12 protein-coding genes are annotated in these 12,857 nt (G+C 63.2%); 7 read left to right on the top strand and 5 right to left on the bottom strand.

Features of this window, described 5'->3' with window-relative positions:
- Positions 1-193: 193 nt before the first annotated feature.
- Together J2X09_RS04790 and pcaD are read right to left on the bottom strand one after the other, a co-directional pair.
- Positions 194-985, bottom strand: coding sequence for an SDR family NAD(P)-dependent oxidoreductase (locus J2X09_RS04790; RefSeq protein ID WP_310307598.1), 792 nt, complete (start codon positions 983-985; stop codon positions 194-196).
- Positions 982-1,770 carry a 3-oxoadipate enol-lactonase gene (pcaD, locus tag J2X09_RS04785; protein WP_204732889.1) on the bottom strand — a complete coding sequence of 263 codons (789 nt, stop codon included), beginning with the start codon at positions 1,768-1,770 and terminating at the stop codon, positions 982-984. Before pcaD ends, J2X09_RS04790 begins: the two co-directional genes overlap by 4 nt.
- Before the next feature lie 151 nt (positions 1,771-1,921).
- On the opposite strand from pcaD, the gene J2X09_RS04780 reads away from it, so the two are divergent.
- The 6 genes from J2X09_RS04780 to J2X09_RS04755 are packed head-to-tail and all read left to right on the top strand — an operon-like array spanning position 1,922 to position 9,583.
- Positions 1,922-3,889 carry a flavin-containing monooxygenase gene (locus tag J2X09_RS04780; protein ID WP_204732890.1) on the top strand — a complete coding sequence of 656 codons (1,968 nt, stop codon included), beginning with the start codon at positions 1,922-1,924 and terminating at the stop codon, positions 3,887-3,889.
- 44 nt (positions 3,890-3,933) lie between these two features.
- The gene (locus J2X09_RS04775; protein ID WP_204732891.1) at positions 3,934-4,974 is read left to right on the top strand and encodes an extracellular solute-binding protein; all 1,041 of its coding nucleotides are present in this window, start codon (positions 3,934-3,936) and stop codon (positions 4,972-4,974) included.
- A gap of 2 nt (positions 4,975-4,976) precedes the next feature.
- Positions 4,977-6,623, top strand: coding sequence for an ABC transporter permease (locus tag J2X09_RS04770; protein ID WP_204732892.1), 1,647 nt, complete (start codon positions 4,977-4,979; stop codon positions 6,621-6,623).
- Complete coding sequence (locus J2X09_RS04765; protein WP_204732893.1) at positions 6,623-7,738, top strand: ABC transporter ATP-binding protein; 1,116 nt, start codon at positions 6,623-6,625, stop codon at positions 7,736-7,738. Before J2X09_RS04770 ends, J2X09_RS04765 begins: the two co-directional genes overlap by 1 nt.
- A gap of 28 nt (positions 7,739-7,766) precedes the next feature.
- A complete protein-coding gene (locus J2X09_RS04760) occupies positions 7,767-8,804 on the top strand; it encodes an extracellular solute-binding protein (RefSeq protein WP_204732894.1) in 1,038 nt (345 codons plus the stop codon).
- Positions 8,801-9,583 (top strand): SDR family NAD(P)-dependent oxidoreductase, encoded by a 783-nt coding sequence (locus tag J2X09_RS04755; RefSeq protein ID WP_310307590.1) that lies wholly within the window; start codon positions 8,801-8,803, stop codon positions 9,581-9,583. Before J2X09_RS04760 ends, J2X09_RS04755 begins: the two co-directional genes overlap by 4 nt.
- Positions 9,584-9,598: 15 nt before the next feature.
- Here J2X09_RS04755 and J2X09_RS04750 read toward each other — a convergent pair whose 3' ends face one another.
- On the bottom strand, positions 9,599-9,919 hold the full coding sequence (locus J2X09_RS04750) for an NIPSNAP family protein (protein ID WP_204732895.1): 321 nt from the start codon (positions 9,917-9,919) through the stop codon (positions 9,599-9,601).
- A gap of 7 nt (positions 9,920-9,926) precedes the next feature.
- Positions 9,927-10,709, bottom strand: a complete 783-nt coding sequence (locus J2X09_RS04745) for an alpha/beta fold hydrolase (RefSeq protein ID WP_204732896.1) — start codon at positions 10,707-10,709, stop codon at positions 9,927-9,929.
- A 141-nt stretch (positions 10,710-10,850) separates the two neighbouring features.
- On the opposite strand from J2X09_RS04745, the gene J2X09_RS04740 reads away from it, so the two are divergent.
- Positions 10,851-11,801 (top strand): LysR family transcriptional regulator, encoded by a 951-nt coding sequence (locus J2X09_RS04740; RefSeq protein WP_204732897.1) that lies wholly within the window; start codon positions 10,851-10,853, stop codon positions 11,799-11,801.
- A 66-nt stretch (positions 11,802-11,867) separates the two neighbouring features.
- Here J2X09_RS04740 and J2X09_RS04735 read toward each other — a convergent pair whose 3' ends face one another.
- Positions 11,868-12,845, bottom strand: coding sequence for a Bug family tripartite tricarboxylate transporter substrate binding protein (locus tag J2X09_RS04735; protein WP_204732898.1), 978 nt, complete (start codon positions 12,843-12,845; stop codon positions 11,868-11,870).
- Between the last annotated feature and the right edge of the window lie 12 nt (positions 12,846-12,857).

Genomic DNA, 12,857 nt, shown 5'->3' with positions numbered 1-12,857 from the left:
CACTGTGATGCAGCCACAATGCAGTAAGCGACCATGTTTTGCTGCATCGAGAGTGTTTTGCTAAGCAGCACAGGACGCCCGTAGCGCCAGTAAGCGAAACAACGGAAGCGTCGCGTAACAGGCCCAGCAGGGGCGCGGGTTTCGCACACCCTGAGTAAACGACTCTATTCCCCGCTCACAGCAAGATGCTCCTTCACCAAGCCAGCGCGCCGCCGTCGACGTGGATTACGCTTCCCGTCATGAAGCTGGATGCCTCGGAGGCGAGCAGCACGGCGGCCCCCTTGATCTCATGCGGATGGCCGACCCGCTTCAGTGGCAGGCGGCTGGCGAAAAGATCCTGGGTTTCTTTCTGGTGCATGCGGCCACCACCGATGGCTGTTCGGAAAGGACCTGGCGCAATCCCGTTGACCAGCACGTTGTCTGGCGCCAGGTCGATCGAAGCCTGGCGAACGATGTTGACCACCGCCGACTTGGCCGCCACATAGGCGTATCCCACCATGCCATCACCGCGAAATCCAGCGGTGGATGCGGTGACGACGATGCGGCCTTGCCCACGGGGGCGCATGACCCTGGCCGCAGCCTTCACTGTGAAGGTCGCGCCCGTGAGGTTGATACGCAGCACGCGTTCCCAGTCCGCTGCGTCCAGGTCGTCGATGTGTCCTTTGCCTGTCAGCGGTCCGGGGCCGGCCGAGACTCCCGCATTCGCGAATGCCGCATCCAGCCGGCCATGCGTGGCCAGGATCCTTGCGCTCGCGGCCTCGACCGCCTGCAGGTCGCTGACGTCCAGCGCCATCGCTTCGGCCGAGTGCCCGGCATCGCGCAAGGTGTCTGCTGCAGCCTGAATTCCGTCGGCATTCAGGTCGGCCAGCACCACGTGTGCGCCAGCCTCTGCAAGCCCTTCCGCCATGGCGAAACCCAGGCCGCTGGCGGCGCCTGTCACCCAGGCCACCTGGCCCGTGAGGTCAAAAAGTTGCTGGACTTTCAAGTGCATTCCTCTGGAAGAAATTCGTGGAGTGCGAGGTTGAAGGCTTCGCACTGCTCGATGTTGGACAAATGCGCCGCATTGAGCTCAATCAGCCTGGAGCCCTTGATGCTCGCGTGGAGAAAATGGGAATCGGCGATGGGGGTGGCCAGATCATGGGTCCCGCCGATGATCAGCGTGGGTGCGGCGATGCGTTCAACCTGCGCTCGCAGATCCAGATCGCGCAACGCAGCCGCGCAACCGATGTAGCAACTGTCGCGCGTTCCGATCAACTGCTCCTTGGCGGCCTGCACCGTGGCAGGGTGCGACTGGCGAAACGGCTCGGTGAACCAGCGCAGCACGGAGGCCTCGGCAATGGATGCCGTGCCGCCTTTCCGGACGCTTTCGATGCGGTCCTGCCACTTCTGAGGTGGGCCCAGATAGGGCGCGGTGTTGGCCAGCACGAGGCTCCTGAGGCGCGACGGCTCGTGGATCGCGATCCATTGGCCGATGACACCGCCCATGGACACGCCGCACCAGTGGGCGCTGCGGATGTCCAGTTCATCCAGCAATGCGATGGCGTCCCTGCCGAGTTGCTCGAGCGTGAATTCACCCGTGGCACGGCTGGCCTTGTGTTGTCCACGGACGTCGTAGCGCACGACACGAAACCGCTCGACCAGGTTCTGCAGCTGGCCGTCCCACATGTTCAGAGTGGTGCCGACTGAGTTGGACAACATGATCGCTGGCGCGCCTGCAGGGCCGTCCAGTGCCACGTTGAACAGCTCGCCCCTTGTCTCGATGGTTGCCATGTGTGTATGGATCCGGTGTTGATGTGATGCGCCTTATTGTGGTCTGGGGTCTTTCGCGTGTGCATCAGATTTGTTGAAGGGGGCCATCACGCAAAGTTGCTTTTCCGGCCGGCGCTCGCGCTGCATCATCCGGCGCCAAAGGAGACATTGAATGCAAGGTGCGGACTTCAAGAAGGCAGTCAAGGACGAGGCGTTGCTGCGTGCCTCGCTGGAAGAGGCCGATATCGCCCCGCTGCTGATGGTGCTGGTGCAGCTAACAGGGGATCTTGCGCTGCTGGACAGGGTGGCGCCTTACATCGATGGGCCATGGAGCTTCATGGAGCGGGTTCCCGTCGAATTGAAGGAGGAGATCCGCAGCCGTCTGGTGGCGACGCTCAAGGCGTATGCCCATGAGGGTCGCAAGGCTCCGTCGGTCACGGAACCCGCGCTGCTCAAGCGGCTCATGAGCGCGGGTGTGGGCCAGCCGGTGTCCGACGAATACCTGCCACTGTTGATGGAGGAAATGCAGTTCGGTGGCCGGGATGAACGCAGCGTACCTTGGCGCGAGCGGCCCCCCTTGACACAGCTCGAGGACTTCCGCGTGGTGGTCATCGGTGCGGGGTTTTCCGGCATCTGCATGGGAATCCGCCTGATCGAACAGGGCATTCCCTTCGTGATTCTGGAAAAGAACGCCGATGTGGGCGGCACTTGGCTGGAGAACACCTATCCCGACTGCGCGGTCGATACACCCAACCACTTCTATTCGTACTCGTTCCATCCGAACAACGACTGGACACACCATTTTTCGAAGCAACCCGAGATCCTCGCGTACATCCGGGACACCGTGGCGCGATACGACCTGCGCCGGCACATCCGTTTCGGTGTCGAGGTCGAGCGGGCTGCCTACGATGAATCCTCCTCGCGCTGGCGGTTGCAGTTCAAGGACGAACAAGGGCATATGGATTGCAATGTGCTTGTGACGGCTGTCGGCTTGCTCAACCGTCCTGCCGTGCCGCCGGTTCCCGGTATCGATGCCTTCGCCGGGCCCAGGTTCCACACCGCCGAATGGCGTCACGATGTCGAACTCGATGGCAAGCGCGTGGCCATGATCGGCACGGGTGCCAGTGGCATGCAGGCAGGCCCCGCGATCGCACCGGCCGCGGCCAGTCTCACCGTGTTTCAGAGATCGCCGCACTGGGCGATGAACAACCCCAATTACCACCGCAAGGTCACCGATGGCATGCGCTGGGCATTGAACAACGTTCCGTTTCTGTCCCAGTGGCTGCGCTTCCAGTTGTACTGGGCCTCTTCGGACGGCTTCCATTCGCAGCTCAAGGTGGACCCGTCCTGGCCACACCCTGAACGATCGCTGAATGCACAGAATGACCAGATGCGTGAGCGACTGGTCCAGCACATCCATACCGAGCTCGAAGGGCGCCCCGATCTCATCGCCAAGTGCACGCCAACGTTCCCTCCGTACGGCAAGCGCATGCTGCGCGACAACCATTGGTATCGCATGCTCCGGCGCGAGAATGTGCGGCTCGAGACGGGCGCCATCGACCATGTGGAGGCCAATGCCATCGTGATGCGCGATGGGACGCGTCACGAGATCGACGTCATGGTGCTTGCCACAGGTTTTCAGGCGAGCAAGGTGTTGTGGCCGATGGACATCCGTGGCAAAGACGACGTGTCGATCCGTGACATATGGGGCGATGACGATCCGCGTGCCCACCTCGGCATGAACGTTCCCGGTTTCCCCAACCTGTTCGTCAGCTTCGGGCCGGGCACGAATCTGGCGCACGGCGGCAGCGCGATCTTTCACTTCGAGTGCCAGGTGCGCTACATCCAGCAGGCCTTGCGGGAGATGATCGAGACAGGCATTTCGTCGATGGAAGTCAGGCGCGACATTCACGATCAGTACAACGAGCAACTGGATGACCTGCACCGCGACATGGTGTGGGCACATCCTGGTGTGAAGAACTGGTACAAGAACGCGCGCAACCGTGTCACGTTGACATCGCCGTGGCGCCTGCTCGACTACTGGGCGCTCACCCGGGAGTTCCGACTCTCGGATTTCACCGTGCGAAGACGTGCCACCGGGATACCCCGAACCCATGACCACGGGGTGCTGGCCAAGTAACAACAGGTCATCGGAAACCACATCAAGCAAACATGGAGACAAGAATGAAGACTCACACAGCACGCCGCCTGGCACTGTTTTCCCTGGCCGCGATCTCTCTTCTCGGAGGGGGAGTTCCCCCGGCAGTGGCACAGCCACAGAAGATCGTGGTCTACACGGTCATTCCGGACGCAGAAGTCAACCGACGAATCAACGAGGAGTTCACGAAACGGACCGGGATTCAGGTCGAGGTGCTGAATGTGCCCGCGGTGGGCACCGTGGCGTCCCGCATCCGTGGCGAAAAAGACCGGCCACGGGGCGACGTATTTGCCGCCGCGCCGGTCGACTTCCACGCGGCGCTGGCCAAGGATGGCCTGATCGAGTTGTACAAGTCGCCTCTGGTGACGGCGGACGCACTCAAGGCCGGGTATGCCGACCCGCAAGGTGCCTGGACAGGCTGGTACGCCATGACCACGTGCATCTTCTGGAACACCGACCGTTTCAACAAGGAGATGGCAACCAAGGGCGTGGGCAAGCCGTCGAGCTGGGACGATCTGCTCAAGCCGGCCTACAAGGACCATGTCATTCTGGCCAACCCGCAGACATCGGCCATTGGCTATGTGTTGCTGGCGACCCAGATCTTCCGTTCCGGAGAAGAGAAGGCCTGGGCGTACACGCGCGAACTGAACAAGAACGTCAAGCAGTACACACCCTCCGCACCGCTCACCGTGTCGCTGGTGGCCCAAGGTGAAGGCACGGCCGGCGCCTTCTGGCTGGCGGACGTGCTCAATGCCAAGGTGAACGGAAAGCAGCCGCTGGACTTCGCCGTGCCATCACCGAATGTGGTCAACATCTGGGCGGCGTCCATCATCAAGGGGGGGCCCAACACCGAGGGCGCCCGGAAGTACATCGACTTCCTGCTGAGCGAGTATCCCCAGGAGATCAATTCGACACTCGGTTTCCGGCACCCCTTGAACCCGAAGGTGGCGGCGCCTGCGGGAGCCCCCTCGCTGGCCGAGATCAAGCAGGTGGCCTATGACAACACCTGGGCGACGGACAACATGGACCGCGTTCGCAAACAGTGGCGCACGGAATCGGGCCAGTGACCATGTCGACCGCACTGGCCCGGCCCGCGACGCGCGGGCGGCGAATGCGCGTTGAGCCGGGCATGGTCTTCCTGATGGCCATCCTGCTCGCTGTCCTGCTGGCATTCGTCATTTACCCGACCTGGAAGGTTCTTGCCTACCCCGGACTTGAGGACTATCGCGATGTGCTGAGTCGGCCACGCTGGTTGACGGCAGCCCGCAACAGTCTGGTCATCACGCTGCTGTCCACGGCGTGTGCCACCCTGCTGGGCGCGGTGTTCGCCTTCGCGCTGACGCGACGCGACATCCCGCTGCGCCGGGTTTTCCGCTTCACCAGCATGTTGCCGCTGTTCGCGCCGCCGTTCATGGTGGCATTTGCGTACATCCTGATGTTTGGGCGGCAGGGGCTGATCAGTCATCAGCTGCTGGGTTTTTCGCCGGACATCTTTGGCTGGAAAGGCTTGCTGCTGTCGCAGACCATCGCCTTTTTCCCTTTGGCGACGATGATCATCAAAGGCGTGCTCGAAGGCATCCATCCCGGGCTTGAGCAGGCCGCGCTCACGCTGGGTGCGACCGAGGGCCGCGCACTGGCCACTGTCACGATCCCGTTGGCTGCGCCCGGGCTTGTCGGCGCCATGCTCGTCGTCGCGATCACCGTGCTCGCTGACTTCGGCAATGCGGTGGTCATCGCTGGCAACTACCCCTTGCTGGCGACCGAGGCCTGGTTTTTGCTGGAAGGGCTGGCGGAGCTGAAGGCTGCCGCGGTGGTGGTGGCGGCGCTGCTGGTGCCGACTGTGGCGCTTTTCGTGGCCAGTCGCTGGTGGAATGCCCGCCATTCGTTCGTGACCGTGGCGGGTCGTGGTTCCGATGTCGATCAGATCGCCACACCCGCGCTGGTGAAATGGGCTGTTGTCGCCATTTGCAGCGTGGCATGCCTGCTCGTCGTCGTAGTGTACATCGGCATCGCCCTGGCGGGTCTGGTGGCGGTCTGGGGCAATGACTGGACGCCCACGCTGAGCCATTGGCGCGAGGCGCTGAATCACGGCGATGCCATCTGGGCGAGCTTGAAGATGAGCTTCTTCGCAGGCCTTGTCACCGCCGTGCTCGCGCAGGTGGCTGCATTCATCCATTCCCGCAACCTGCCGGGTAGCCGCCTCGTGGATTTCCTCGCGGTGTTGCCCGGCGCGCTGCCGGGGGTGTTCATTGGCGTGGGTTTCGTGCTGGCCTTCAATGCCCCACCCATCGAACTCGCGGGGACGATGTGGATCATCGTGTTTGCTCTGGGACTCTGGCACCTGCCGACGGCGTATCAGGCCACGAGCGCGGCACTGTCCCAGATCCACAAGAGCATCGAGGACGCCGCCCGCAACCTGGGCGCCAGCGAGGTGCGTCTGGTGAGCGACGTTTACGCGCCCATGCTCACGCGCAGCCTCGCGGCATCGTTCCTGCAGTCTTTTGTGCGTTCGGTAAGCAACGTGAGCGTCGTGGTGTTCCTGGTGGCACCCGGCAATGTGGTGGTGACCTTCGTCATTCTGCAGATGATCGGCGGAGCGAACTGGAGCGGTGCGGCCGCCCTTACGACCCTGCTGCTGCTGGTGACGTTTGCCTGCGTTGGCGTCGCCGCGCTGTTGGCAGGTCGGCTGACCCCGGCCATGAGAGGAGTTTCCTGATGAACATGCGAGATCTTGAATTGGCCTCATGCGATGAAACCGACATCCGGCTCGCCACCGATGCGGCTGGCGAACCCCACGTGCAGATCAAGAACCTGTGCAAGCGGCTGGGCGCGCTGCAGGCTGTTGACAACGTGTCGATCGACATTCCCCGGGGCAGCATCGTCACCTTGCTGGGCCCATCGGGCTGCGGAAAGAGCACGACTTTGCGACTGCTCGCGGGGCTGTATACGCCGGACTCGGGAGACATTCTGCTGGGCGGAGAGCGGGTGAACGAGCTCGCGCCGAACAAGCGTCGAATGACCATGGTGTTTCAGGAATACGCGCTGTTCCCGCACCTCAGTGTGGCGGGCAACGTGGCCTACGGATTGAAGATGCGTGGCGTCGCCGACGATCGCAAGAAGGCACGCGTGGGCGAGATGCTGGAGCTCGTGGGCCTGTCATCGGAAGCATCGAAACATCCCCATCAACTCTCTGGTGGCCAGCAGCAGCGTGTGGCGCTGGCCCGTGCGCTGGCGGTGGACCCTGAGGTGTTGCTGCTCGATGAACCGCTGTCCAACCTGGACGCCAAGCTGCGCGTGCGCTTGCGCGAAGAGATCGTGAAGTTGCAGAAGGTGCTGGGAAAGACCATGGTCTTCGTGACCCATGACCAGGAAGAGGCGCTGTCGATCTCTGACCGCATTGCGGTGATGGAACGTGGGCACGTTGCACAGATGGGCACGCCCGACGACATCTACTACGCGCCGACGAGCCGCTACGTCGCCGACTTCATCGGGCTGGCGAATTTCATGGACGTGACCGTCAACGGAGCCGACAGTGTCAATCTCGGTGGGACTTCCGTGCCCGTCAAGACACGTGGCATGACCGGAGCCGCCACGTTGATGGTGCGGCCCGAGGCGGTGCGCATCACGTCGGTCGACACGCTGGGTTCGGCTGGTGTGATCAAAGGAACCGTGCGTCGACGCAGTTTCCTTGGAAGCATGGCGCGCTATTGGGTAGAGGTGGCTGGCGTGGAATGGATGGTCGATGACCCCTCGCCAGCGGGTCGCGTACACCAGGGTGACGTTTACCTGCAACTGACCACCGAGCGCCTGCACCTGCTGCCTCGCGCTTGAAACGCAAACCACGACACCGGAGAAAGACATGGATCATCAGGACCACAGCGTGGACAGCGACCGTCGTGCGCTTCTTGGAACCCTTGCCGCCGTGGCGGCCACCTCACCCTTCGCCGCCCTGGCCCAGGCACCGAAGAAGGTGGTGATCTATACCGTCATCCCGGAGCAGGAGATCACGCGGCGCATCACGGAAGAGTTCACGCGACGCACCGGTATCGCCGTGGAGGTCCTGACGGTGCCGGCCGCGGGCACGCTGGCTGCGCGCATACGCAGCGAGAGGGCCAATCCGCGCGCCGACGTGTTCGTGGACGCGCCGGTGGATTTCCACGAAGCCCTCGCCAAGGAAGGACTGCTGCAGTCTTACCGGCCAGCGTCGGTGGACGATGCCACCATCAAGGCAGGCTTCTCCGATCCCAAAGGGTACTGGCACGGCTGGTACGCGCTGACCACCTGCATCTTCTGGAACGCCGACCGGTTGCCCAAGGGGGTGAAGCCGCCACACACATGGGACGAGATGCTCCGCCCCGAGCTCAAGGGGCAGATCGCGCTGGCCAATCCGCAGACCTCGGCGATCGGCTACGTCGTGCTCGCGACGCAGATCTTCCGGCTGGGCGAAGAGAAAGCCTGGGGCTGGCAGCGCGGACTCAACCCGAACGTCAAGCAGTACACCCCGTCGGCGCCCATGGTGGTCACGCTGGTGGAGCAAGGTGAAGCACCGATCGGTGCCTTCTGGTTGTCGAATGTCCTGTACTCGCGCAGCGTGCGGAAGCAGCCGCTGGAATTCGTCGTGCCTGAAGACAACGCAGTCAACGTCTGGGCCGCTTCCATCGTCAAGGGCGGACCGAATCCCGAAGCGGCCAGACAGTACGTTGACTTCCTGTTGAGCGAATTTCCGCAGGAAGTGAACGCCCGAGTGGGGTTCCGCAATCCGGTGAACAACAAGGTCAAGCCACCGGAAGGCGCGCCGGCCCTGTCGTCCATCAAGACCGTGCGCTATGACGTGGGTTGGGCGGGTGACAACATGGACCGCATCCGGAAACAGTGGACACAGGAATCCGGCCAGTGACCGCCGAGGCTTCTGGCCGCGGTGTGCTGGACGGACGTGTGGCGCTGATCACGGGAGCGGCCCAGGGCCTGGGCGCTTCATTCGCCAGTGCGCTGTCGGCGCAAGGCGCCTGCGTGGCGCTGGTGGATCTGTCCGATACCCAGGGCGCGTGCGAACGCATCAGGCTGTCGGGGGGACGCGCGATCGCATTGCGTGCCGACGTGACCAGGCGCGATGAGGTTCAGGCCGCGGTGAACGCGACGGTGCAGGCTTTTGGAGGTCTGGATATTCTGGTCAACAACGCAGCGCTGTCTGCCGCGTTGCGCCTGTGCCGCATGAGCGATATCACCAGTGAGCAGTGGGACCAGGTGATGGCCGTCAACGTGCGAGGCACCTTTGAATGCATGAAGGCAGCGGTGCCTCTGATGGCGGAGCGATCGTATGGAAAGATCGTGAACATCGCTTCCGGAACCGCCATCAAGGGCACGCCGGGCCTTCTGCATTACGTGGCGTCCAAGGGGGCTGTGATCTCGATGACGCGCGCCGCCGCGCGCGAACTGGGCGCGCAGGGCATTCGCGTGAATTGCCTGGCGCCCGGACTGACCCGCAGCGAAGGCGTCGTGGCCCATCCGGATTGGTCCGGAGAGGCCGCCAGATCCGCAAGCCTGGTCAGCCGTGCCCTGCAGCGTGATGGTCAGCCGCAAGACTTGCTCGGTTCGATGGTGTTTCTGTGTTCCTCCGCCAGTGACTTCATCACCGGGCAGACCCTCGTCGTGGACGGTGGGTCTGCGATGGTCTGAGGCCCGCGTCTCCCTTCAGAGAGCGGGAGTGCCGGCCACGCGGCCCAATGAAGTGGACTTCTGGCTGGCCAGCAGGGGACCATCGGTTTCAGAAGCCGCCTTCACCGCCTTCCACTCGGTATCGGACGAGAAGGCTTCCCACGCGGCATCGCGCGCGGCAGCACTTTCGAAAGCGGTGATGTACCAGAGTTCCCCGGCGGATTCGTCGGGCGTGAATACCGCGACGACTTTCACGCCGACGCGGGAAAAGATCGGCATTGTGCTTTTGACAAATCGCTCGCGCAGGGCGACCGACTTGCCCGCATGCGGGGTGTATTGTTTCAGTTCGTAGATCATGTGTTCGTCATGCCCTGCTGCGTGAGATGAATTCGCGGACCACCGCGGCCGTGGCACCCGCTTCTTCGGCATGGGGCAGATGCCCTGCATGGGCAATGAGGGAGACCTCTGCACGAGGCAACGCGTCGACCCAGCTTCGCGCGAAGCTCGCCGGCATCAGCGCGTCGTTCTCGCCCCAGACCACCAGCGTCGGGCACTTGATCCGGTGCAGCCATTTGGGCAGGTCGGGGTTGTGCAGGCGCGTGGCCTGCCCGAGCTTCGCCACAGTGGCCTTGTTTTTGGCGTTGATGGCTTTCTGTGCTTCGGTGGGCGTGGCGGACAGTGCGCGATCGGCGATCGCCTGGTTGTGGAACAGCTTGCGCACGGATGTCTCCGCGTCCCAGGCGAACGAATCCTCGTAGGGCGCACCCGGCGGCAGAATGCCCGCAGGGCCGATGAGTGTCAGACTGACCAGGCGCGAGCTGTCCCGGATGGCCGCCTCTGCCGCCATCCAGCCACCGATCGAATTGGCGATCAGGTGAAAGCGGGGAGGCATGTGGGCTTCGAACCAGTCGAGGTAGTGGTATGCGAGGTCGGAAATGCTGGCCAGCGAGGCTGGGTCGTCCGACTGGCCAAAGCCGGGATGTTCCGGCACCGAGAGCTCGACATGCTGCGCCATCGCATCAAAGAAAGGTGTCCATACCGACAGGCCTGCACCTCCGTGCATGAAAAGCGCCGCATCGCCTGCGCCGCCCTTGAACATCCGCTGGCGCACGCCGTTGGTGGTTGTGAATTGCTCTGTGTGTTCCATCGGTCTCCTGTCCTTGGCGGTCATTGAAATGGCCCAGGGATGGTAGGCAGTGCGGTGAAAGCAAAAAAGCGTTTTCTGCTGATGGCGTGAATCAGTTTCGCTGATGGGTGTGCACTCGGATGGTCCGTCATAATGACCCGCATGGACATGCGCGTTCTCAACTACTTCATTGCGGTCTATGAAGAGCGCAGCTTCACCAAAGCTTCCGAGCGGGCCCATGTCGTGCAGTCCGCGCTGTCCATGCAGATCCGCAATCTTGAGGACGAACTGGGGTCGCAGCTGTTCGATCGCAATCCCCGGGGGCTTGAGCCCACCGTGACGGGCAATCGGTTCTATGAGCTCGCCGTGCCCATTGCCCGGAGCATGGCAGCTGCCAAACAGGAAGTCGTCGACCTGGCGCAGGGCAACAAGGTGGCGGGCAGCATCAAGATCGGTTTGCCGCCCTCGGTGTGCCACGGCATCGTCGGTGAGCTGCTCTGTGACTACGCAACGCGCTACCCCAATGTCGAGCTGTCCATCGTCGAGGCCTACAGCCGCCACCTGACCGAACAGGTGCAGCAGGGCTTGCTGGATGCAGCGCTCGGTGCCATGCCAGCCGACCGCAGCAGCCTCATCTATGAGCCCGCGTTCATCGACCACTTCGTGCTGGTGAGCGGCGCCCCCGTATTCGGTGACAACCTCACGCCATGCGATCTGCATGGCTTGCGCCCGTTGAAGCTGATCATGCCGTCCGAACAGCACCTGATCGGATCGACAATCCAGGAGCTCATCAAGAGCGGCCAGATGGTGCCTGACCGCGTGATGCGCGTCGACGGTGTGGTCTCCTCGCTGGCCTTTGCCCGCCAATCCGACTGGGTGTGCATCTTTCCCGCCGTTGCGCTGACCCGGGAGATTGCCACCCGCAAGCTGTTCATCTACCCCATTTCGCGGCCCGCGTTGAGGTTCGATCTCTACCGGGTGCACGACCCTCGACGCCCTTTGAACATGGCCATCCGGGCTTTTTTTGACATGCTCGATCTCTCTCTCAAGCGGGCCGAACAGAGCCGTGAAATGGCATTTCGGCTGGCCGGATCGACCGCTTCCGCCAGTTGATCGCCCTGCGGGTTCCGACCGCTCGCCGCACTTGTGCGCATCTCGCCGCGAGAGTCGCGACGAAGGCTACTGGGGCTTCACCCCCGAGGCCGTGATGATCTTCCCCCAGCGTTCCGTTTCGCCCACCACCCAGGCTTGCGCATCTTCCGGTGTCTTGCTGGGGGTGACCAGTGTGTGTGCCTTGACCAGGGCGTCCTTGACATCGTCCCGCTTGAGGGCCTCGTTCAGCGCCTTGTGCAGCTTCCTGACGACCGGAGTGGGTGTGCCGCTGGGCACCAGCAGCGCCTGCCACGAGCTTGTCAGGTTGCCCAGGCCCGCTTCAGCGGCTGTCGGGATGTCGGGCAACTCCGGCAGCCGTTGTGGTGTCGAGACCGCATAGGCCCGCAGTTTGCCTCCGGTCACGAGCGGCAGGGCGCCGCCGAGATTGATCAGGCCGAGGTCGACCTGACCGCCCACCAGGGCGGCGATGCCCGGACCCGCCCCGCCGCTGAAGGGCACCGCGAGCATCCTGATGCCCGCGAAGCGCTCGAGCTCCACCATGTCGAAGTGCGGGCCGCTGGCCACACCGGGCAACCAGTACGTCACCTTCTCGGGATGGGCACGGGAATAAGCCAGAAACTCCTGGCCCGTCCTGGGCGCGAAGTTCATGCTGGCGACGAGCACGGAGGGTGTCACCCCGATCACGCCGAACGCGGTGAGCTCCTTGCTGGGCACGATTGGCAGACGGTCGGCGTAGCTGGTCTGGTTCATCGCATTGGTCGACACGTTGCCCAGAAGAAGGGTGTATCCGTCGGCAGGAGAGCGGGCCACCTGGACCAGGGCGATGTTGCCGGCGGCACCGGGTTTGTTCTCCACCACGACCGGCTGGCCCAGCACCTGGCTCATGGCCAGCGCGACCGGCCGTGCGATGGCGTCGCTGGCACCGCCGGGCGCGAACGGCACGATGATCTTCAGCGGCTTGTTCGGAAAGTTCTCCTGCGCGCCGGCGAGCGCTGACGCGAAGGCCAGCGTCGCGGTGACGGTGGCCTGGAAAAATCGGTTCATGTCTGTCTCCTG

The sequence above is a fragment of the Hydrogenophaga laconesensis genome (assembly GCF_031457235.1).
In the GTDB taxonomy this organism is placed as follows: Bacteria; Pseudomonadota; Gammaproteobacteria; order Burkholderiales; family Burkholderiaceae_C; genus Hydrogenophaga; species Hydrogenophaga laconesensis.
This window is presented reverse-complemented; position numbering and strand designations above follow the sequence as displayed.

Coding starts and splice junctions, on each gene's coding strand:
- J2X09_RS04740 (WP_204732897.1), top strand. CDS start 10,851: ATGGACATGCGCGTTCTCAACTACTTCATTGCGGTCTATGAAGAGCGC.
- J2X09_RS04775 (WP_204732891.1), top strand. CDS start 3,934: ATGAAGACTCACACAGCACGCCGCCTGGCACTGTTTTCCCTGGCCGCG.
- pcaD (WP_204732889.1), bottom strand. CDS start 1,770: ATGGCAACCATCGAGACAAGGGGCGAGCTGTTCAACGTGGCACTGGAC.
- J2X09_RS04750 (WP_204732895.1), bottom strand. CDS start 9,919: ATGATCTACGAACTGAAACAATACACCCCGCATGCGGGCAAGTCGGTC.
- J2X09_RS04760 (WP_204732894.1), top strand. CDS start 7,767: ATGGATCATCAGGACCACAGCGTGGACAGCGACCGTCGTGCGCTTCTT.
- J2X09_RS04765 (WP_204732893.1), top strand. CDS start 6,623: ATGAACATGCGAGATCTTGAATTGGCCTCATGCGATGAAACCGACATC.
- J2X09_RS04735 (WP_204732898.1), bottom strand. CDS start 12,845: ATGAACCGATTTTTCCAGGCCACCGTCACCGCGACGCTGGCCTTCGCG.
- J2X09_RS04770 (WP_204732892.1), top strand. CDS start 4,977: ATGTCGACCGCACTGGCCCGGCCCGCGACGCGCGGGCGGCGAATGCGC.
- J2X09_RS04745 (WP_204732896.1), bottom strand. CDS start 10,709: ATGGAACACACAGAGCAATTCACAACCACCAACGGCGTGCGCCAGCGG.
- J2X09_RS04780 (WP_204732890.1), top strand. CDS start 1,922: ATGCAAGGTGCGGACTTCAAGAAGGCAGTCAAGGACGAGGCGTTGCTG.